At 55.9% G+C, this 20,781-nt stretch carries 22 protein-coding genes and 2 pseudogenes; 8 read left to right on the top strand and 16 right to left on the bottom strand.

Annotated features, from left to right (window positions below):
- Positions 1-9 precede the first annotated feature (9 nt).
- The gene (locus CGA21_RS02495) at positions 10-360 is read right to left on the bottom strand and encodes a RidA family protein (protein ID WP_188263457.1); all 351 of its coding nucleotides are present in this window, start codon (positions 358-360) and stop codon (positions 10-12) included.
- Between the two features lie 27 nt (positions 361-387).
- Positions 388-1,629: a D-amino acid dehydrogenase gene (locus CGA21_RS02490; protein WP_188263456.1), complete on the bottom strand. Its 1,242-nt coding sequence runs from the start codon at positions 1,627-1,629 to the stop codon at positions 388-390.
- 109 nt (positions 1,630-1,738) lie between these two features.
- Between CGA21_RS02490 and CGA21_RS02485 the strand changes: the two genes are divergently transcribed.
- The gene (locus tag CGA21_RS02485) at positions 1,739-2,644 is read left to right on the top strand and encodes a LysR family transcriptional regulator (protein WP_020797405.1); all 906 of its coding nucleotides are present in this window, start codon (positions 1,739-1,741) and stop codon (positions 2,642-2,644) included.
- Positions 2,645-2,670: 26 nt separating this feature from the next.
- On the opposite strand, the gene trhA is transcribed toward CGA21_RS02485, so the two are convergent.
- Positions 2,671-3,288: a PAQR family membrane homeostasis protein TrhA gene (trhA, locus tag CGA21_RS02480; protein ID WP_020797403.1), complete on the bottom strand. Its 618-nt coding sequence runs from the start codon at positions 3,286-3,288 to the stop codon at positions 2,671-2,673.
- A 179-nt stretch (positions 3,289-3,467) separates the two neighbouring features.
- On the opposite strand from trhA, the gene CGA21_RS02475 reads away from it, so the two are divergent.
- Positions 3,468-4,382: a LysR substrate-binding domain-containing protein gene (locus CGA21_RS02475; protein WP_110750323.1), complete on the top strand. Its 915-nt coding sequence runs from the start codon at positions 3,468-3,470 to the stop codon at positions 4,380-4,382.
- 111 nt (positions 4,383-4,493) lie between these two features.
- Here CGA21_RS02475 and CGA21_RS02470 read toward each other — a convergent pair.
- Positions 4,494-4,703 (bottom strand): annotated as a pseudogene (locus CGA21_RS02470) (malonate transporter subunit MadM); the annotation flags it as partial.
- A 421-nt stretch (positions 4,704-5,124) separates the two neighbouring features.
- On the opposite strand from CGA21_RS02470, the gene CGA21_RS30110 reads away from it, so the two are divergent.
- The 5 genes from CGA21_RS30110 (at position 5,125) to CGA21_RS02450 (ending at position 9,930) form a co-directional block, all read left to right on the top strand.
- Positions 5,125-5,250 (top strand): hypothetical protein, encoded by a 126-nt coding sequence (locus CGA21_RS30110; protein WP_262927123.1) that lies wholly within the window; start codon positions 5,125-5,127, stop codon positions 5,248-5,250.
- A 258-nt stretch (positions 5,251-5,508) separates the two neighbouring features.
- Positions 5,509-7,272: a B12-binding domain-containing radical SAM protein gene (locus CGA21_RS02465; protein WP_188263455.1), complete on the top strand. Its 1,764-nt coding sequence runs from the start codon at positions 5,509-5,511 to the stop codon at positions 7,270-7,272.
- 24 nt (positions 7,273-7,296) lie between these two features.
- A complete protein-coding gene (locus CGA21_RS02460) occupies positions 7,297-8,160 on the top strand; it encodes a DUF692 family multinuclear iron-containing protein (protein WP_110750319.1) in 864 nt (287 codons plus the stop codon).
- On the top strand, positions 8,141-8,668 hold the full coding sequence (locus CGA21_RS02455; RefSeq protein ID WP_110750318.1) for a hypothetical protein: 528 nt from the start codon (positions 8,141-8,143) through the stop codon (positions 8,666-8,668). Before CGA21_RS02460 ends, CGA21_RS02455 begins: the two co-directional genes overlap by 20 nt.
- The gene (locus CGA21_RS02450; protein ID WP_188263454.1) at positions 8,665-9,930 is read left to right on the top strand and encodes a hypothetical protein; all 1,266 of its coding nucleotides are present in this window, start codon (positions 8,665-8,667) and stop codon (positions 9,928-9,930) included. Before CGA21_RS02455 ends, CGA21_RS02450 begins: the two co-directional genes overlap by 4 nt.
- 156 nt (positions 9,931-10,086) lie before the next feature.
- Here the strand turns inward: CGA21_RS02450 and madM are convergent, their stop codons facing one another.
- The 10 genes from madM to CGA21_RS02400 form a co-directional block, all read right to left on the bottom strand.
- Positions 10,087-10,851, bottom strand: a complete 765-nt coding sequence (gene madM / locus CGA21_RS02445; protein ID WP_179055099.1) for a malonate transporter subunit MadM — start codon at positions 10,849-10,851, stop codon at positions 10,087-10,089.
- A gap of 1 nt (position 10,852) precedes the next feature.
- Complete coding sequence (madL, locus tag CGA21_RS02440; protein WP_188263453.1) at positions 10,853-11,269, bottom strand: malonate transporter subunit MadL; 417 nt, start codon at positions 11,267-11,269, stop codon at positions 10,853-10,855.
- 63 nt (positions 11,270-11,332) lie between these two features.
- The gene (gene mdcH / locus CGA21_RS02435; RefSeq protein ID WP_188263452.1) at positions 11,333-12,244 is read right to left on the bottom strand and encodes a malonate decarboxylase subunit epsilon; all 912 of its coding nucleotides are present in this window, start codon (positions 12,242-12,244) and stop codon (positions 11,333-11,335) included.
- Entirely contained in the window at positions 12,241-12,861 is a 621-nt protein-coding gene (locus CGA21_RS02430; RefSeq protein ID WP_188263451.1) for a malonate decarboxylase holo-ACP synthase, read from the bottom strand. Before CGA21_RS02430 ends, mdcH begins: the two co-directional genes overlap by 4 nt.
- The gene (gene mdcE / locus CGA21_RS02425) at positions 12,855-13,658 is read right to left on the bottom strand and encodes a biotin-independent malonate decarboxylase subunit gamma (protein ID WP_110750306.1); all 804 of its coding nucleotides are present in this window, start codon (positions 13,656-13,658) and stop codon (positions 12,855-12,857) included. Before mdcE ends, CGA21_RS02430 begins: the two co-directional genes overlap by 7 nt.
- Positions 13,655-14,506 (bottom strand): biotin-independent malonate decarboxylase subunit beta, encoded by an 852-nt coding sequence (locus tag CGA21_RS02420; protein ID WP_110750304.1) that lies wholly within the window; start codon positions 14,504-14,506, stop codon positions 13,655-13,657. The genes mdcE and CGA21_RS02420 overlap by 4 nt, the downstream gene beginning before the upstream one ends.
- Positions 14,499-14,798, bottom strand: coding sequence for a malonate decarboxylase subunit delta (locus tag CGA21_RS02415; RefSeq protein ID WP_188263450.1), 300 nt, complete (start codon positions 14,796-14,798; stop codon positions 14,499-14,501). Before CGA21_RS02415 ends, CGA21_RS02420 begins: the two co-directional genes overlap by 8 nt.
- A complete protein-coding gene (locus tag CGA21_RS02410) occupies positions 14,798-15,673 on the bottom strand; it encodes a triphosphoribosyl-dephospho-CoA synthase (protein ID WP_188263449.1) in 876 nt (291 codons plus the stop codon). The genes CGA21_RS02415 and CGA21_RS02410 overlap by 1 nt, the downstream gene beginning before the upstream one ends.
- Positions 15,673-17,343, bottom strand: a complete 1,671-nt coding sequence (gene mdcA, locus CGA21_RS02405) for a malonate decarboxylase subunit alpha (RefSeq protein WP_188263448.1) — start codon at positions 17,341-17,343, stop codon at positions 15,673-15,675. The genes CGA21_RS02410 and mdcA overlap by 1 nt, the downstream gene beginning before the upstream one ends.
- Positions 17,344-17,440: 97 nt before the next feature.
- Positions 17,441-18,544 carry an RHS repeat-associated core domain-containing protein gene (locus CGA21_RS02400; RefSeq protein ID WP_188263447.1) on the bottom strand — a complete coding sequence of 368 codons (1,104 nt, stop codon included), beginning with the start codon at positions 18,542-18,544 and terminating at the stop codon, positions 17,441-17,443.
- 380 nt (positions 18,545-18,924) lie between these two features.
- Between CGA21_RS02400 and CGA21_RS02395 the strand changes: the two genes are divergently transcribed.
- On the top strand, positions 18,925-19,293 hold the full coding sequence (locus tag CGA21_RS02395) for a DUF6124 family protein (RefSeq protein WP_188263446.1): 369 nt from the start codon (positions 18,925-18,927) through the stop codon (positions 19,291-19,293).
- Positions 19,294-19,436: 143 nt separating this feature from the next.
- Here CGA21_RS02395 and CGA21_RS02390 read toward each other — a convergent pair.
- A pseudogene (locus CGA21_RS02390) lies at positions 19,437-19,797 on the bottom strand (hypothetical protein).
- Positions 19,760-20,389: a transcriptional regulator gene (locus tag CGA21_RS02385; protein ID WP_188263445.1), complete on the bottom strand. Its 630-nt coding sequence runs from the start codon at positions 20,387-20,389 to the stop codon at positions 19,760-19,762. Before CGA21_RS02385 ends, CGA21_RS02390 begins: the two are co-directional and overlap by 38 nt.
- Between the last annotated feature and the right edge of the window lie 392 nt (positions 20,390-20,781).

Genomic DNA, 20,781 nt, shown 5'->3' with positions numbered 1-20,781 from the left:
GGGTGTTGATCAGACGCGTGCAGCGATGACGGTGATTTCCACGAGCACGTGCGGGCGAGCCAGCTCGGCCTGCACGGTGGTGCGGCTCGGGGCCTGCCCCGGCGATAGCCAGGCCGACCATTCCTCGTTCATCGCGGCGAAATCCTCGGTGATGTTCTTCAGGTAAATGGTCGCGCTGAGCAGATGATCCTTGTCGCTGCCAGCCTCGGCCAGCAAGGCGTCGATTTTCCCCAGTACTTCCCGGGTCTGTCCGCTGGCATCCAGGGCATCGCCCGGTACTTGCCCGGAAAGAAACACCAGGTCGCCAAAAGTCACGGCGCCTGACAGGCGCGGGTTGCTGTGCAGTCGGGTAATGCTCATTGCAGTGTCCTCTTCAGAAATGGCTATTCAGGCGGCCCGGTGATTGAACCCCTGCAGGTCGATGGAAGGTGGACGCTCGGCGATCAACTCGCTGAGCAATCGCCCGCTGCCGCACGCCAGGGTGAACCCCAACGCACCGTGGCCGAGGTTGAGCCACAGGTTGCGATAGGCCGTCGCGCCCAGCAACGGTACGCCGCTGGGGGTGGCCGGGCGCATGCCGGCCCACTCGACGGCTTGGTCATAAGCGCCGGCATTTGGAAAGGTGTCCTGGGCCTGACGCTTGATCAGTGCCAGGCGCTTGGGGTCCAGCGCAGGGTCGAAGCCGACGATGTCGACCATCGCCGCCACGCGCAATTGCTCGCCGATGCGGGCGTAGACGATCTTGCGGTCGTAGTCGGTGATGCTCACGTCGGGCACCCGGTGACCGACGCCGATGGGCACGGTCAAGCTGTAGCCCTTTAGCGGGTACAGCGGCAGTTGCAGCCCAGGCAGCGCCAACAGCGGACTGCGGTGGCCGGCAGCGATCACCAGTTGCTCGACCGGCAGCAGGTGTTCGCCCAACTCGATGGCGTTGACGCTGCCGTGGCCATGGCGAATCCCGGTCACTGCTTGCCCGAGACGAAACTCGCAACGACCGGACGCTTGCAGCCGGGCGGCCAGTTGTTGGCAGAAACCGTGGCAATCGCCGACCTCTTCGTCCGGGGTGTAGATCGCCCCGACGAAGGGTGCATCCATCAGCGCCGGCTCCAGCTGCGCGCATTCGGCCGCCGACAACACCTGCTGTTGTTGCGGGTCGGCCAGCCCCTGGCGCGCATGTTCGAAGCTGCTGTTCTGGCGGAACGTCACCAGCTTGCCATTGCGCCGCCACTGGAAACCCGCCAGTCCATCGTCCTCGCGCCAGGACTTCAAGGTGGCCTGGCTCAAGAGCGCCAGGCGCAGCAAATGGGCGGCGTTCGCGCGGTTGACCGAACGGCGGCAGGCGCCGAGGAACGATGCCATCCAGCGCCATTGCGCCAGGTCGAAGCGCGGGCGCAGCTTCAGCGGTGAATCGCCGCGCAACATCCAGCCGATGGCCTGTAATGGCACACCGGCGTCGGCCAGGGGTGCGACGTAGCGATAAGACAACTGGCCGCCATTGGCGAAACTGGTTTCGCTGCCCAATGAGTCCCGAGCCTCGACCACCGTGACCTCAAAGCCGTCGCGCACCAGCGCATAGGCCGTAGCCAGGCCAATCACGCCACCGCCGATGATGCACACACGCTGAGCCATGTCCGTCCTTAAAACCGTTGTGAAGACAAGGCCGAGGTTAGAGCCAGGTGACAGACGTTGAACAATGCATAAATATGTCAAACCCATAAACAAAGGTTATGGACTTGCCATGCGTCTTCGCCATATCGAAATTTTCCAGGCCATCCGCCAGACCGGCTCGATCAGCGCCGCCGCACAGCTGCTGCACGTCTCGCAACCGGCGGTGAGCAAGGTGTTGCAGCACGCCGAGCAGCAATTGGGCTTCCCGTTGTTCCTGCGGGTGCGCGGCAAGTTGCAGGCGACACCGGAAGCGCTGGAGCTGGAGCGCGAAGTGGACAAGGTCAGTGAAAGCCTGCAAGGCGTACGACGCCTGGCCCAGAGCCTGCGTCGCGAGCCGGGGCACAGCCTGCGCATCGGCGCGACCCCGGCACTGGCCCTGTCGTTGCTGCCGCCGGCCATTCACGAATGGACCGGACGCTACCCGGACATCGTCTGCGAGTTGTCCAGCGCCCACAGTCGCGAACTGGTCCAGAACCTGTTGATGCGCGAAGTGGATGTCGCCTTGACCCTGCAACGCCCGGATCACCCGGGACTCAAGGCCCAAGCCCTGGCGTGCGGCGTGCTGGTGGCGCTGGCGCCGATTGGTTACTGGCCGCCGCAAGAGGCAGGCAGGCCGTTACCGCTTATGGCGCTGGCGAATGCGCCGCTGATCGGTTTATCCAGTGCCGATCCTCTGGCCGCACGGCTCGACAGCTACTTGGAAGCCGTCGAACCACCTCCTCGCGTACGCATCGCCGTGCAGACCTACTCATTGGCACGGGCGATGGTGGAATCTGGCGCGGGTGTGGCGGTGATCGATCCGTTCACCGCCCTTGGTGCGTCTCCCGACACCACAACGATTCGCCCTCTGGCGCCGCCGTTGCCCATTACCCTGTACGCAGTCACCCGCGCCGCCGAACCCCCGCCCCACACGTTGAACGACCTGTTGCAGGTGTTCGGCCGCCAAGCCCAGGAGCAATTGGATCGCCTCTGCTGACCCTGAAACCTGCAAGGCAGTTTCGCCTACAAGACGTAAAAGAATATCGCCACGAAGTGCAGCAAACTCCCGGCGATCACGAACAGATGCCAGACCCCGTGGGCATGGCGCAGGCGATGGTCGAGGGCAAAGAAGATAATCCCCACGGTATAAAAAATCCCCCCCGACGCCAGCCACGCAAATCCGGCGCTGCCGAGCGCCGCCAGCAAGGGTTTGACCGCCACCAGCACGATCCAGCCCATCACCGCGTAGATCACGATCGACAGGATCCGCGCTTCCGACCTGGGCTTGATCTCTTGCAGGATGCCGATCAGCGCCAGCCCCCAGACGATCCCGAACAACGTCCAGCCCCACGGCCCGCGCAGGGTCACCAGGCAGAATGGCGTGTAGCTGCCGGCGATCAACAGGTAGATCGAAAAATGATCGACCTTTTTCATGATCGCTTTCTTGCGTCCGCGCACGCTGTGGTACACGGTCGATGCGCTGTACAACACCAGCAAGGTAAAGGCGTAGATCGCCATGCTGACTATTTTCCACGGATCGCCGTCGAGGCTGGCGGCCACGATCAGCCACACTCCACCGACAAACGCCGCCACCGCCCCGAACAGATGCGTCCAGGCGTTCAATCTTTCCCCGTGGTACATCGCTTACCCCCAAGCCTGAAGAGTAAATGCACAACATTTCCAAACGACACGATTCCTGTAGGAGCTGCCGCAGGCTGCGATCTTTTGATCTTGATCTTTAAAAGCAAGATCAAAAGATCGCAGCCTGCGGCAGCTCCTACAAAAGATACAATCGAGCCATTCCTACAAGAGTCCGCCCCATGCTGATCGACGAAGAGTTGACCCTGAAAAAGCTCGAGGTGTTCCTGGCCTTCATGCGAACTGGCAACCTGGCCCGTGCCGCCGCCGAATTGCAGACCAGTAACGTTAGCGTACATCGGGCGATCCACTCCCTGGAAAGCGCCCTGCGCTGCCCGTTGTTCAAGCACGAGGGGCGCAACCTGACGCCACTGGAAAGCGCCTACGTCCTGGAAGAACGGGCGCACAAGCTGATCCAGGATGTCGTGGAAACTGTGCGCCTGACCCGCGAAGCCGCCGGATTTTCCGCCGAGCGTTTCAAATTGGGCTCGCTGTATTCGCTGACGGTGAAGACCGTGCCGCAGCTGATCATGGGCCTGAAGATCCGCCGCAGCGAACTCAACATCGACCTGATCCTGGGCTCCAACATCGACCTGCTGTACAAGCTCAAGAACATGGAAGTCGACGCGATCCTGGTGTCCCTGGATGACACCGTCAACGATCCGGATTGCGAGCAGATCCCGCTGTTCTCCGACGACATTTTCCTCGCCACGCCCGCCGATTCCAGGTTCGCCCAGCGCAGCGAAGTCGACTTGGCCGAGGTCCGCGATGAAACCTTCATCACCCTGACCCAGGGCTTCGCCACGCATCAGGACGGTAAACGGGTTTTCGAGCAGGCGGGGTTCGAGCCGAAGGTGGCGATGCAGGTCAACGACATCTTCACCCTGCTGAGCATGGTCAGCTCGGGGGTTGGTTATGCGTTGCTGCCGGGCAGGATTGCGGCGGTGTACGAGAACCGGGTGAAGCTGATTGCGCTGCAGGAGAAGTACCGGTTGCAGCAGCACATTGGTGTGGTGTTCCTGAAGGCCAAAGAGCGTGATCCGAATCTGCTGGCGTTATTGGCGGAATGCCGGATGTACGCCAATCGCCAGGCTTGAGACCGAGTCGCGCCCTTCGCGAGCAAGCCCGCTCCCACATTGGAATGCAATCAAATGTGGGAGCGGGCTTGCTCGCGAAGACGGCGCTACATTCAACGATTATCTAACGGATCAGCCGACAATCCCGCGAACAATGAAGTACAGCAACGAAGGCCCCAACAAGCACCCAAGCCCGGTGTGAAAGGTCGCCGTCAACGCGCCATAAGGCACCAACCGCCGATCCGTCGCCGCCAACCCCGCCGTCACACCGCTCACCGTGCCGGCCAGGCCGCCGAAGACCATCGCCGAACGCGGGTTGTCCAGGCCCATCCAGCGCGCTGCGTCCCTATTATCGGACGCTCTATAGCAATGAAAAAACCTTAACTTCGCCTTCAAAATGATCCATAGAGCAATCTAACGTGCTGTTCTCTAGAAATACAGTCGCCACTGTTAACTTACGATTCGCACCAAAGCGACAGACCCAAACACCTATATCAACTACCTATTTGTAGGAAAATTCCCTTCAAGTAGGATTCAACCTACAAAATCACAATTATCTTAGGAAATTTCTGAAATTTTGTTTTTTATTTGACTGCAATCTGATTCGATACTTATATGAAACGGTCACTGATAGCTATCAATCAGTTTCAGGAGGTTAGACCCTCAGCTGTGCACACTTGCATATTTGCCGAGCACTAACCTAAACGATGTCAAACCGGAGTTATCCTGTGACTTAGCTGTCACATTTCAGAAGGAGAAAGGTATGAATGACGAAATAATTTATGATGAAAACCAATTAGATGAATTGGCCTCCGATGTTGAGGTTATGACTCCTGTTCCAGATGGAACATATGATATGGTTGCTGGAAAAACAGCGCCAGAGTTCTGATTAAATAACCAGGGCATCGTTTATCGATGCCCACTTCTAAAATCCAAGGCTGCCAACACATGAGAGCTACAATCAATGAAGGTGTTCTATGCTTAACAGAACTCGGATATTGTTTTTTCCACAACGGCACACACCTCCTGAAAATCCCCAAAAAAAAGTTTATTGAAGCATTGGATTCCCATGAAGATTCCTTAGCGCTAACAGAACGCTATCCAGCTTTTTTCAATATGTCTGAGGCCAAAGAGGCAAGGAGTGCGTATGAACGAAGTGTGCTGGAACTCGCTAAACATTGGCAGTGACATTTATGATCCAACTCGACTAGCGTTAGTTTCGCTACCATACGGTGAAGGTCCGCAAAAAGTAATGCCTTTGGGGCTACAGAACATATCAGCCTACGTAAAAAAACATGCAGCACATGTAAAATGCAAAATATTTGATTATTCTGACTTATATACATCAGACACTCATGAATTAAAAGACCTGATAGACTGGCAACCTGCCCTGGTAGGGATATCCATTTACAGCAGCCATGTTCAAGCAGCGATCGCTTGGGGGCAATTAATTAAAGCCGCGCTACCTGATACAGTTTTATTCTGCGGCGGCCCACATATAAGCCTTGCAGCGAAAGATTTTTTACGTGTATCAAACGGAATCTTTGAACTGGCACTTTATGGGGAAGGAGAACACTCTACAACCAGACTAACAAACTTATTCAACAAATCGCGCATGAAAGCTCCAGCCCCATCTCCCACAAAAAGCATTAACAAAACCCCTACACCAAAACAGATATTTATAGACACCCACTTACAAGACATACCAAATGCAGTTTGGATCTCCGCAACTGGGGAAATCTACGAAACCTTTAAGCAGAAGATACAACTGCCTGCAACCGAGTGGGAAAATCCATTATTGGATTACTGTTCAGAGCGCTTACAAAATCTTTACTTCACGGACAGGAGAGATGGTAAAAAAAGAAGATCAATAGCACTCACCAGTAGTCGGGGCTGCCCTTTAGCGTGCTCATTCTGCGCTATCGTTGCGGCAGATAAAAATGGTCCAAAGTGGCGTGCTGTTGACGCGACCACTCTTGTTAATTGGATTGCAGAAGCTCACAAACAATACTCTTTTGAACACATATACATGATGGACGCTAATTTTTTTGTGCGAAAAGACAGAGTATTGGAATTCTCTGAAAAACTATACAATCTGTTCGAAGGCAAAGTTACATGGAGCAGTTCGTCTACAGTAGGATACCTGCTTAAGTTACGCACAGAATTGCCAAAATTAGTTACGCAAGGATTAAGACTCGTCGAAATGGGCATTGAGTCTGGATCACAAACACAACTCGACTATATGAACAAGAGAGTCACAGTAAAGGACAATATAGACGCAATTAGGGCCTTACAGATCAATGGAATTGACGTCGGCCTCGACTTTATCATGTTCTATCACGACCAACAAAAAAGAGAAATCATAGAAAACCTGAGCTTTCTGCTGAACTCTGGAATGACTGAACATGAATCCTTTGATCATTATTTCAACATCATGATGATATATCCAGGCACGCCTGTTAGAGATAATCTTGAAAGAAAAATTGGCTTTAAATTTGATTTGATCGATTTACCTAACAGCAGACAGCTTATAGAAAATCAAGAGGTCAAGGAAATATACGGCGCCTATATAGATCATTTTGCAAAGCCTTTCCTAAACTCCCTAGAGGATGCAATCTCTATAAATATAGAAAAAATCTCACAATGCGACTCGCTAGGAGAAATTGCGCACCTATCCTTGCTCAATATTTACCTAAGACATATGCCATTCAAAATCCTGTGGGGGCTCTGTCAGCAGACGGGAGAGCGGACGATGATGTTTACAGGAAAAGAATTCTTAAAATACACCTCCATTATAAAAAAGATCTTGAACGGCAAAGAACCAAGCGGCTCACCGAGACCAGTCGTTTTAGAGACCTTTACGCTTGGTGTTGGCGGTAGAAAAGGTGAATTAATCGGAAAATCTTCATAATTATCGTTGGAGCAGGTCAATTTTATGGACATGAATTCGATAAGTCTAGGTGTGAGTGGTGATATAAATAAATTAAAGCAATTCATTTGTTTACATAGAGATACCACTAGCGCTTACCATGGCGCCCCGATCAAACACTTCAGCCTGGGCGTGCGCCCTTGGGATAGGCTGGATAACTCAATTATTGATTTCTGCGCAACTGCTGATTTTACTATTTCCGTACACCCAGTAGATATAAATTTTTCTGGAGTGATCGACATGGCAGAGTTAGCTAATCTGAAAAAAATAACTGATAGTCTTCCAGTAAGTTATATTGAAGAAGACATAGGCATATGGAGAAATGGCAATCTTTTTCTAGGCGCCCATCAAACCAACCCACCCCTAAACAAAAAATCATTACAAACAACAATACTTAACGCCAATATGGCAAAGCATTTTTTTGAACTACCCATATTTTTAGAAAACCCTCCCGTATATAGCGAGCTCGGAAACATACCGTTTTGGGACTTCTACTTAGAGCTATGCATTCAGTCTGATTGCTCCATGGCCTTTGACATAGGACACTACTTGGGCTATTGCAAAAGTAAAGATATTGCTTTCGCCATACCTGATGCAAAACATGAAATCTGGAACTTTATCAAGACGTTACATATCTCAGGAATAAAATCCTGGATGTGGAATGGTATTCCCGTATGGCTCGACCAGCACTCAGACCCTTTCAATATTGAACTGATGGATGCTTTTAAACCAACCATCACTCAGGCATACAACACGAAAAATATTTTGCTGGAAATGGAGGGTTCATCCGTTGAAGTTGAGCGCAGCAACATTGATCTCGTAAAAAAATCACTCAAAGAGGTATCAGAGAATGACAATAAAAAACACTGATGCTATCGACCTGATCTTCACTGAAATATATAAATCTAAAAACATTCTCACTTCCCCGACCTCTGCATGCGAAAAACATTTCACTTTTGAATGCGTCAGACGATATCTAGACATATCCAGGCATTTGAATAGAAGATGGCCTTATGCAATTAGATACCTACAGTCAATCTATGGGGATGATATTTTAATTAACGTATTTGAGCGATTTGATACGACCGGGAGCACCTACAAAAATCTCAATGATGCAGCCTGCGGTATTTTCTTTAACAATACCGCCAAGAACGCACACATTGATGTCGAGCTATTACTTTACGAAGACTTTAGAAACGGTAAAACTGGAAGTCCGGCATACACAACCACACAACCTAAAGAGAAATTCACGCTAATCCCTTACGATCTTGATTCAATATATACAACGCTCATGTTTTACGGTCGAGCCTACGCGCCGTCCGCTCTATATGAAAACCTTATTCTAGAGCCTGGCACAACTTATAGAGTCAACGCATGAAAAGTGCACACACACTCATCGCGAGATCAGATGCCTTGTATGGTGGTGTTGCGATGGGAGCAACAATTCTCGAACTAGCCTTAATTGCAAGCAACCCAAATTTAGGACAGTTTTCGTTAGAGTTCTCGCTTGTAACGCAGTTAATCATCTCCTTGATTGTGGAGTTTTACATTGGACACTACTTTGTATGTGGGCTAGGTGTTGCCAATACAACCGTATATGGCTTTATATTCAAACTAGCATGCGCTATTTTCCTGACATTGGGTTTCTGGGCAGCACTGCTTGAACATTGGTATACAGGCTGGAGTTTAATCCTGATCGCTTTCGTATGCGACTCGGCAGGAACAGGCTGCCTAAAAGCATCTTTCAGGCCAGCTTATAATGCCCTACATATAAAAATGACTGGCAAAACTGCAGATTACGTCAAAGCATTCAACCATTTTTTATACATGCGAATTGGAACGCCTTTTGTTTTATTGCTGACGGCCTCCCTTGCAATAAATTACACCTCATATTTATATGCTGTAACAGCGATAATGTCGATGCTGCTGGTACTCAGATCAGCGCAAATATACATATCAAAAAATGATCTTCGACCCACCAACACCAGCAGAACTAACGTAATGCACTCGACCCGACATGCATATCTTAAGCATTTCACTGTTGCCGTCAAATGTCCGGTGCAAATAATCGGCTATGTTGCGGGAAACGTATTTGAATCTCTAATACTTATGTATGCAATAGGCTTGCTCTATCGGCATAGCGACCTCTTGGGCTTAGCCCAGCAATTTTCCTGGTTAGGAAGCTCAGCGATTGCGTACATGGTCTTTTTAGCATCAACTGTATTAGGGCGGCTTGTGATATCCAAATTTACCATCAGCAAATCCAGCACCACACTCGCAGCCTCCTGTTTGATTGTGACTATTATCACATCTCTGCTGCTGGCACTGACCAACAAGGACATTACGTTTTTTTTATCACTTGCTTTTTTTTGCCTATTAGGCGTGATAGTCGGAACAATATTCACCAGACTAACATCAAATGAAATCTTCCATACCGCGAACGATAGCGATGCAGTATCTTTTTTTCTTATTAGCGAACTTGCCACAACGTTAACCATCATCCTGATCATCACTGCGAGCAGCTTAATTTTTAAGCCTGAAAGGATAATTGACGGCCTAAGCTATGGCCTAATTGCACTGATGACGGCATACTGCCTGTCCATATTTTTTATCAAGACCACAGCAAAAACATTCAAATGACATCAAAAAATATTTCGACCTCCTCATAAAATTTCAGCATCAACAACCTGAGCCGGCTCCAACTTTATTAAGATTATATTTGTATATTTCCACATTTACCGAGCAACTCATGAAACCCGGTAAATGCGGAGACGAACATTAGAAAATTCGGAAGACCTATCCCACAATCCCCCGAACAATGAAGTACAGCAACGAAGGCCCCAACAAGCACCCAAGCCCGGTGTGAAAGGTCGCCGTCAACGCGCCATAAGGCACCAACCGTCGATCCGTCGCCGCCAGCCCCGCCGTCACACCACTCACCGTACCGGCCAGGCCGCCGAAGACCATCGCCGAACGCGGGTTATCCAGGCCCATCCAGCGCGCCGCCATCGGCGTGCCGACCATCACCAGGATCGCCTTGATCAACCCGGTGGCAATCGACAGCGCCATCACATCCGAGGTCGCGCCAATTGCCGCACCGGTCACCGGCCCGACGATGTAGGTCACCGCGCCCGCGCCAATCGTGGTCATGCTCACCGCATCGCGATAACCGAATACCCAGGCCATGCATGCGCCGACAATGAACGGCAGCACCGTGCCCAGCAGCAGGGCGATCACGCCGATCAGCCCGGCCTTTTTCGCTTCGGTGGCCTGCACCTCGAAGGCCGTGGCGACAATGGCGAAGTCGCGCAGCATGGCGCCGCCCATCAGGCCGATGCCGGAGAACAGCGTCAAGTCCGCCAGGCCTTTTTGCCCGCCGGTCAGGGTGCCGCCGACCCAGGCCAGGACCAGACCGATGACGATGGCAATCGCCGACCCATGGATGCGCCCGAAGGTCAGGCGTTTGGAGAGGATGACCGACACCCACATGATCACGCCGACGAAGGCGAATGCGGTGACCAGGCCGTTGTGTTCCAGGCCTTTCTCGATGAGATCCCACATATCAGCGACCTCCTACAGGTGTGCCGACTGGGGTAATTTCCGAGGGCTCATCGGGCAAGGGTTCACCTTTATGGGTCCGGCTGATCAAGGCAATGGTGCAGCCGCAGACCACCACCGAACCGATCGCCGCCAGCACCGCCACCGGACCGCCATGCAAGGCCGTGACCACGTTCTGTTGCGCGGCCATCGCCACCACCACGGGGATGTACATGGCACCCCAGAAGCCCACGCCCATTTCGCAATCCTTGGTCATGCCACCGCGTTTTTGCATCCACAACCGTGCGCAGATCAACAGGATCATTGCGATCCCGACCCCGCCGACGTTGGATTTTACGCCCAGCAGGACGCCCAGCATGTCACCCATGATCACCCCTGCCAGCGTACAGATCGCGAGCAGCGTCACACCGTAAATAATCATTGTTGTCGTCCTCAAAGTGCATCGTCGAATGTTGTTCTTGTTGTTCGAAGCCTCAGGGCTGCTCTAGGGGTGGCGGCTTCCCTCCTCACGCAACAGCGCCTGCAGTGTGTCGAGCCTTGCACCGTCGAACGCTATCACGGTGCCCTGTTCGAAGACCCGGCGCGCCAGCCCGGTCAGCACCGCACCGGGCGGCAGTTCGATCTGTAGACGTACGCCGCGCTCATAAGCGCTTTGCACCGTGCCGCGCCAATCCACCACGCGGCACATGTTGAAGGCCAGGTCGTCGCGCAAGGCGTCAACCTTGATCACCGGGCGCGCGCGACTGCCGCTCAGGTAGCCGATCTTTGGTGTTTGCAGCGTCACCCTGGCGAACGCTTCGGCCAGGGTTTGCGCCGGTACGTCCAGCAGCGGGCAGTGCGACGGCACACTCACCGCCAGACGCTTGACCATCCCCGCCCCACGCTCCCTTGCCAGCTCGGCCAGCGCTTTCATCCCAGCGTCGCTGCCGGCAATCACCACCTGGTTATCGGCGTTGATATTGGCCAGGTAAACCGGCGTATCAACGCTGTGAACCCGGGCCAGCAAGCCCTCCACCACCGCCAGTTCCAGGCCGATGATCGCGGTCATCCCGTAGCCCTGTGGATAAGCCTGCTGCATCAACTCGCCACGCAGGCTGACCAGATGCAGCGCATCGCTGAAACCCAGGGCACCGGCGACCACCGCGGCCGGGTAGGCACCAATGGACAGCCCGGCGACGTAATCCGCCGGCAATGACAACTGCCGCGCCGCCGCCACACCGGCGATCAGCAGGCAGAGCTGCACCGCCCTTGTCGATTGCAGCGCCTGGGCGGAATCGAGCAGCCGAACGTCTTCACCCAACAGGTCGCTGGCCTCGATCAGCGTGTCCCCAGGCAACCCCTGGAGCATGCCCGGCCGCTGCGCACCCTGCCCCGGGAACACCAGCAAGCTGCTCACGCTGCCTGCTCCTGCGGGGTCCATGGGTCGGTGACCAGACAGGCTCCCGTTGCGTTCTTGAGCAAAACCCGTGAGGAAGAACCCGCCCACTCACGCAAGGCGACAGCGCCGAATGAGGTCTGCAATTGCATGTCCACCACACAGGGCGCCTTGTCGAACAACGCCAGCAACTCCCGAGCCTGATCCCGCGCCAGAGGCTGTGGTGTGCGCAGGATCAGATCCAGATCGCTGGCCTCATGCAGGGCTGCAAAACCGCTGGCCAACTCGAACCCGGCACTGCCGCTGACACCCCAGGCCCAACCGCAGGCATCGAGTGCGGGGCGCAATTGAGCCAGGGCTTCGAGCGCCGGCAGGTCGCGGTGGCTGTCGACGTGACAAAGCGCTTCCGGGCTGACACGACGGGTTACCGCGGCCATTGCCATCGACGTCCCATAGCGCTGTTCACGCAAACGGCCACGCACGCCGACCGCAATCCGATCCTCCGTCGACACCGCACGGCGCACCACCACGGGCTGACCGGTGCCGATCGATTCGACCGCCCAGGCAGGCGCCCCCTCACGCAGCTGCCGAGGGGTCATGCCCCAGAGCAGGTCGTGGGCCAGAAACTTGCTCACCACTGCTCTCTCAGCAATTGGCGGACCCTGCTGGAGGCCGCACGATTGGTCGCCCCGAGGCGTCCGCTGAGATCAACGCCCTTTTGCGCGACATCGGCAATCGCCTGCGTCAGGCACTCGCTCACCCGCGCCACATCCGCCGTGGTGGGCTGTTCGATCTGCTGCACCGACAAGGTTTCCCAGAGCAGGCCGAGGCTGGCGTAGCTGTCGATGTCATAGGCCATCGGTGGCACGCTGGCGGCCAGGGTTTCCAGCTCTTCGACACTGCGCAAGGTCACCCGCGCCGCCGAAGCCTTGCCCATGGCATGCACCATCACCCCTGGATCGCGCAGGGCAATCAAGCGGTTAGCCTGATAACCGTGAGCCAGAAACGCCCCGGACATCGCCTTGCCCACCAGCAAGCCGATCACGGCATGACCGGCCAACCGGGCGCGGGCATAACTGTCCGCCGCGCCGGCCAAGGCTTGATGAATACCGAGGGCTTCTTCGCGGCGCCCGTAGGCCTGGCTCGGCACATCGACGATGGCGATCAAGGCGCGTTTTTGCGGCGTGTGCTGATCGGCAACGATGACGTCATTCACCGCCTTGGCCAGGCCCCAGCCTTCGAGCAGCCCGACTTCACCATGGCGGGCACGCACGAACCGGTTGTCCGGATCGGCCACCACGGCGATGAAGCGCGCGGCTTGTTCACCCACAAATCCATCCGCCACTTTCAGCGAGGCCGGCAAACCCTCGACCGGCCGGGCATCGCCGCTCAAGGCGTTGAACCAGTTCAAGCCCCTCAGGGAATACGAACTCATGAGCGCTCTCCTTGATACAGGTCGCGAACCGTGGCCGGCTCGATTTGCGGCTCGGCGTCCAGACGCGCCAGCCGTTGCAGAAACAGGTCGGCCTGAGTACTGCGTTGCTGTGCAGGCAAACCCTGCTTGAGCAATTCGCCGACCTGCTCGCGAATCTGCGCCACGTCATCATCGGCAAAGCGATCCACCAGCCCCGTGGCGAAACGTTGCTCGCCGCCGGTCAGGCTCCAGATGAAGGGGCGATCGCGCGAGTCGTATTCCTCGAGCCCCGCCTCCTGTTCGATCACCTGTGGACCGTTCAGGCCCAGGCGGGCTTCCTGGGTCACCAGCAGGTAGCTGCACAAGCCCGCGGCAATCGACATGCCGCCAAAACAACCGACGCTGCCCGCCACCACACCGATCACCGGTTGGTACTGGCGCAAATCGACGATCGCCGCATGAATATCGGCAATGGCCGCCAAACCGAGATTGGCTTCCTGCAGGCGCACACCACCGGTTTCCAACAGCAGTACGGCGCGGGTCGGAACGCCTTTGCGGTTGTCCTCGGCGGCCAGTTCCAATGCGCCGGCAATTTTTGCCCCGCCGACTTCACCGAGACTGCCACCCTGGAATGCCCCTTCGATCGCCGCGATCACCACCGGCAAACCCTCAAGGCTGCCCTTGGCGATGACCACGCCGTCATCGGCTTGCGGGACCACGCCCTGGCGCGACAGCCACGGCGACATGATGCGTTGAAACGGATCGAGCAATTCGCGGAAGGTGCCGGCATCGAGTAGAGCTTTTGCCCGCTGCCGGGCACCGAGCTCAACGAAGCTGTGCTTGTTGAGAAGCGCTGCGCTGTCAGTCATGGCCGATCTCCTCGAAGCCCTGTTCCAGGCGCAGGCGGACCACGCCGGGGGTGGCGCCAAAATCGTGGATGTCGATGTCCATGGCCGGCGGGGTCTGACCGTCGAACATCCGTGCGAACAGGTGCTGCCAGCGTTGCTCGCTGCCGTTGACCGAAGTCTGCACGGTGATGTTCAGCTTGCCGGGTTGACCCGGTTCGATGAGCACTTCCAGATCGCCCGAGCCGACACAACCCACCAGCGTGCGACCGCGTGGCGGCTGCCCGGCGGGGAATTCAAAAGATAAGGTTTCCATTAAAACGCTCCCTGGGTAATGCGGTCGCCGGCCTCGATGCGGTCGATGAACAGGCAGGCTGCGAGCAAATCCGCAGCACCACCGGGCGAGGCATTCAATGCGATCAATTGTTGGTCCAGCTCATGCAGCCGACGACGTCCGGCGAGGCTCGCACTGCCACCCGCGTCGAGCACGGCCTGGGCGCCGAGCTGCATGGTGTTCAGGCCTTCCTCGCCGGCGCGGTACAGCACGCAGGTGTCGGCCAGATTCGTCATGATCGCCAGTAGCGCATCGAGCCGGGCGTTCTGCTCGCCATGGCCGGTAGCGCGGCTGCACTTGAGTTGCGGCAGTGCGCGTTGAATCACTGCCGGAAAACCGAGTTGCGCTTCCTCGCGGGCACCGCGCACACCGTAGCGTTGGGCGACTTGCGCACCATGGCTCAGTGGACGCGGCGCATAACGGTCGTCGAGCAAGGCCAGGCGTGCCGCGCGCAAGGCGATGGCACCGGCGGCGGTGGATTGCGGCTCCAGCGCAACAGCGGCGACCAGCAGGCCCAGCGCCCAGATGGCCCCGCGATGGGTATTCACGCCGTTGGTGGTGGCGAGCATCGCTTGTTCGCCTTCACGTCCGATCAGGCCAATCGCCTCGCGTAGCGGCAATCCAACCTCGCCCATCTCGATAGCGGCTTGCGCCATTTCCTTGAACGCCGGCCACAGGGCCAGCGCCGAGGCGTGCATCAGCCCCAGGTGCAAATCGGTGTGGGCGCCATTGCCGCGACGGTCGACCAACGCCGGTTTTGGCGACAGGTCAGCCTCGTCTATCAGCGCATCCACCGCCAGGTCCGCCAGGCGTTCGGCCAGGCTCAGAGTTTTCGGTTGCAGGTTGAGTGCGTGCATTACCAGCTCCTGAACTTGGCGGGCGGGTTGTAGAGGCCACCGGACCACTCCACCAAGTCCGCTACGCTTTTCGCGGCGAGCAATTCGCGGGTGGCGTCGGTACGGCGGATGCCGAGGTCTTCGGGCAAGGCGATCAAGCCTTCGCGGCGCATGCGCGCGGTGTCTTTCGGGTTGTGGCGCAGGCCGATGGCGGTCACGCCAGCGACGGCGGCGATCATTGCCTGACGCTCTTCCAGCGTTCGGGCCTTGTACAGATAGGCGATGCCTTCTTCGGTCAGCAGGTGGGTGACGTCGTCGCCGTAGATCATGATCGGCGCCAGTGGCATGCCGCTTTTCTTCGCCACCTCCACCGCATCGAGGGTCTCGACGAAGGTCGGTTTGCCGCCTTCCTGGAAGGTCTCGACCATTTGCACCACCAGCTTCTTGCCGCGTTCGAGCATCGGCTCGGTCGCGTCGGCGTGGCGCATGTCGAGCCAGGCTGGCGTACCGTGGCGTCGACCGCGCGGGTCGTGCCCCATGTTCGGCGCGCCGCCGAAACCGGCCAGGCGCCCGCGGGTCACGGTGGAAGAATGGCCGTCGCCGTCGACTTGCAGGGTCGCGCCGATGAACAGGTCCACCGCGTATTGGCCGGCCAGTTGGCTGAACATCCGGTTGGAACGCAGCGAGCCGTCGCGCCCGGTGAAGAACACGTCGGGCCGCGCGGCGATGTAGTTTTCCATGCCCAGTTCGGTGCCGAAGCAATGCACGCTTTCGACCCAGCCACTTTCAATCGCCGGGATCAGGGTGGGGTGGGGATTGAGTGTCCAGTTACGGCAGATCTTGCCCTTGAGGCCCAGGGATTCGCCGTAGGTCGGGAGGATCAGTTCGATGGCGGCCGTGTTGAAGCCGATGCCGTGGTTGAGCGACTGCACGTTGTGTTTTTCGTAGATCCCGCGAATCGCCATCATCGCCATCAGCACGTGCACCGGCTTGATGTGCCGGGGGTCACGGGTGAACAGCGGCTCGATGTAGAACGGCTTGTCCGCCACCACCACGAAGTCGACCCAGGAAGCGGGAATGTCGACCCGCGGCAAGTCGCTGACGTCATCCACCAGTTGGTTGACCTGGACAATGACGATGCCGTCGCTGAAGGCGGCCGGTTCGATCAGCGCCGGCGTGTCTTCGGTGCTCGGCCCGGTGTAGATGTTGCCGGCACGGTCAGCCATGAAGCCGGCGCTGAGCACCACGTTGGGAATCAAGTCGACCACCAGCCGCGCATAAAGCTCGATGTAGGTGTGGATCGCGCCGATCTCCAGCAGGCCATCTTCGAGCAACTGGCTGATACGCAGGCTCTGGGTGCCGGCAAAGGAGAAGTCGAGCTTGCGTGCAATGCCGCGTTCGAACAGGTCCAGATGCTCGGAACGACCGACGCTGGGCATGATCATGTGCAGGTCATGCAGCTTGCCTGGATCGGCCTTGGCCAGGGAACGAGAAAGAAAATCCGCCTGCTTCTGGTTGTTGCCCTCCAGCACCACGCGGTCGCCGGGCAAGATCAACGCCTCCAGCGCCGCCACCATCTTGTCGGTGGGCAACACCACACCGTCGGCCAGGTCTCGCACCAGCGCAAGACGCCGCTGCTTTTCGCTGCGCCGCCGCGTCCATCGCGAGTCGGGGGATATTGTTGTTGTCATGACCACTCCACGGGTTCGCTGTCGTGGGGGTCACCTTAGGAGCGTTGGGTGGGGGGCATCAATCAAGCAGGGTGGTGAATTGTTACGGTTACCGTAACTATTGCGATTCTCGTATTTTCTTCTGTTGCCGATCAAACCGATCCATTGCCGACTTCAACACCTCTCTTGCGCGAGCGTTATTTCCCTTCAATAAAAGTTCTTGATATCGGCTTATACCTACCTCAAGATTCGCATGAGCGCGACTAAAAGTCGGGAGGATTGACTTTCCTTTATCAAAATCAGCTACTTTTTCTAGCTCATCTAGTACACGATAATGTTTCTCCCGATGACTTATAAAGCTTTGTAGCTTCGGGTTCAAAACAACTGCGTTCAGATCGTAGGAAGAGTCTGGATTAGGAAGATCAAAATCTATTCTATGATTTTTTTTCATGAAGTCCAAGTTTAATGGATCAGAATCCCTCACGCTATGATAATCAACTGATGCCCTATTCGAAAATCGTTTCGGAGATCGCCATTTCGCAAGTTGTACGTTTGAATTGGATAATGGGTTTTCCAGATTATTCAAATGTTTTGCATGTGAAAATCTGTGCCCAACCGTAAACTTACTCATACTGGCAAATGTTGGATCGCGTTTGAAATTTGTAAAATCCATCGTTGATAGTGAAAACCAACGCATGTGGCCAGTGGGATCACTCCCGTTAACAGGATCCCCCAAACAATACGCATATGAATTCAATCCCCCCTTGCCAAACGGACTCAAACTGTCCGAACTGTTAAATCTCATCAACACCGGATTAAATGCTCGAAAACCATTACCTAACAAATAATGCCCTGTCACTGCATCCGGCCGCTCACCATTAAAACCCAGCAAACTGGTTAAACCACTTTCTGCGCGAAGATGCCCATAGGGCGAATAAACAATCGGAAGCGAATGCCCGCCAACAGTTTGCATCACTGAACGCTGCTGATCAGTGGCCAACAATGCCGTTTCCTGTGCGTCGCCCAATCGCTTCTGTTGCGCCAATAACTGGTCACCCTGTTGTACAATCGAACAGCGCGCCAATCCTTGAATCTCCGTGGCTAGCCGGGTCTTGCAGTAAAAGCGCTGAAGCGCGTCCGGCTTGGCCGAATTAAAGCCAATCAAACTGTCCAGCGGATCATAGTGATAAGTGCAGAGTACTTCTTCGTTTTGGGAAGGCATTGGCAGGGCTCCTGCTGCTCCTTGCTGATAGCATTGAGCTTCGGCTTCTTTGCTGAAAGTGTCTACTAGTAGAACTGATAGGTAATTGCTTGCCTAAAGCCTTCACCAAGGTCCGGGACAAGCTGCTCACGACAAGCGGCCTGAACCGATTGTTTTTTGTTTAATCATTTGTCTGCAGGAACAGCGTGAGGCTACGCAGTTTGACGCTGGGACCTACAGCAACCCCGGAACCCGCTGACCGGCGGGTGCGCGCGGGAGGCCTTCGAGTCTGCCGGGTTGTTATTTCCGTTTACCCCCGGATTTCCAGCCTGCGTACAGCTGCGACCCCTTCGCCTGGAAATCGAATGGAGCAGCTGAAACTCATTAAGCGGAGATTCAGTATGTTCAAGGTAACTCCCAATCCTCCGGAAACCGATCCCGATTCCCAAGATGCCTTGGAAGCCGAGAAGCCCAAGGAAGCCGCCGACCGCGCCCTCTCTCATTACCTCCCGCCCCCTCACGAAAAACCGGCCAGGCGCCGAAAATACCAGCTGTTCACCGTCTCTCCCGAGATCGGCACCGAAGTGCTTCTGGCCAACGCCTCCGAAGACCTGCTGTCCATCAGTGCCAGTGCTGCCGATCTGGCGGACGGCGTGGAAGGCTCGCGCCGCTCGGTAGCCTCGGCGCTCAGCAGAATGGCCGATGGCGTGCATTTGTTGGTGGAGCGGGCGCTGGATCATCATGAGTCGCTGGATCAGGCCAAGGTTTAGCCGTCAGGTTTTCGGTGGATTGAAGGCCGTATTCGCGAGCAGGCTCGCTCCCACAGTGATTCGGCGGCATTCACAAAACCTGTGGGAGCGAGCCTGCTCGCGAAGGGGCCAGGAAAGATTCCAAAGCGTTGGGCCATGGAACATCACAGCTCGCCCATCCGCTCCTGCACTCGAATCAAAAGCTGCGCAGTACTTTCCAACAACTGCGCCAGCAATGCTTCGTCTTCATCCATATAGCCTTCGTAATCCGCCAGATTTCGCCGCTCGTGGCACAAGGCGAAAAGTCGGACCTGAAGCTTGTTCGCATCGGCGGTATGAACCAGACACTGGAAAACCAGATAGCGCTTGTCGGAGCGGTATCCACTCAACCGCAGAGCGGTAAGCGCAATAGCGTGAGCAGCGTTGTAAGCCACGCATCAAGCCGTCGCATTCCTTGCGCTCCGGCGGCTCGACCTTTAACCCACCACTACGTACCAGATTCTCCAGACTCTCGTTGCTGCCCATCCTTGGACTCCATAGGGTTCTCACCCACCAGATTGATCTTGTCCTGCTGCGCTACCCGCACGACGAAGCTGTTTTCAGCCTTGGTTTTTGCGGCCCAGTCCTGAGGGGTGTAGAGCGTCGGGTTGAGGGTGCGGCCCAGTTGCTCTTCCAGGGGCAAGAGCCGTTCCATCACTTCGCTGTAGTGCAGCCCCTCGCCGATCAGCATGAGATCAATGTCACTGGATGCGTTGGCCTGATCCTTGGCGATCGACCCGTAGATAAACGCCCAAACGAGCTGATCGGCGAAAGGCTGCAATGCGTCGCGCAAAGGTTGTGCGATACCGAAGGTTTTGCGCGTGATACCCAGAAGTTCGGCATAGATCGGGCAATCAGGGTTGGCTTGATAGTGAGTCTGGTTGCCCTGTCGGGACATCGTCAGTACACCCGCCCGTTGCAAGCGACCCAGTTCGCGCATGAGGCTGCCTTTGCCCACTTGAGCCCAACGTGCGATCTCGTTGGCGTAGAAACTGCGGTCGGGTTTGCCGAACAATAGGCCCAGCACTTTTTGCTGGGTGGTCGTGAACAAGGCTTCGCTGAGGGAAAGGTTTTGCACAGTGACAACCAATGAGTCCCAAAATGGGAACGATAGGTCCCTTTTTGGGAATCTTCAACCTTTGGGCATCTTCGCCAGCCGATCGGGTTTTGTGTTTAAACATTTGTCCGCAGAAAGGGTGGAAGGCTACAACGCTTGGCATCGCTGCCTACAGAAATGCCGGAACCCGCTGACTGGTGCGCTTTTGCGCGGATCTTTATCGTGTGTGCGTCGCTGCAAATTCAGCGGCCGGGTTTGGAACCCCGAGGTGTAAAGGGCGAAAAAGCGCCATTCATAACGTATGCTTGCGCACCTTCATAGTGTGCATTCCGTTATGGCGGCTGTGCGCGGGAGACCTTCGGGTCTACCGGGTTTTCTCCATTTACCTCGGGTTCCAACCTGCGTACAGCTGC

Origin of the sequence: Pseudomonas sp. PSB11, from assembly GCF_014596605.1 — a bacterium.
GTDB classification, from domain to species: domain Bacteria; phylum Pseudomonadota; class Gammaproteobacteria; order Pseudomonadales; family Pseudomonadaceae; genus Aquipseudomonas; species Aquipseudomonas umsongensis.
The sequence above is the reverse complement of the archived record's forward strand: the minus strand, read 5'-3'. Positions and strand labels throughout refer to the sequence as shown.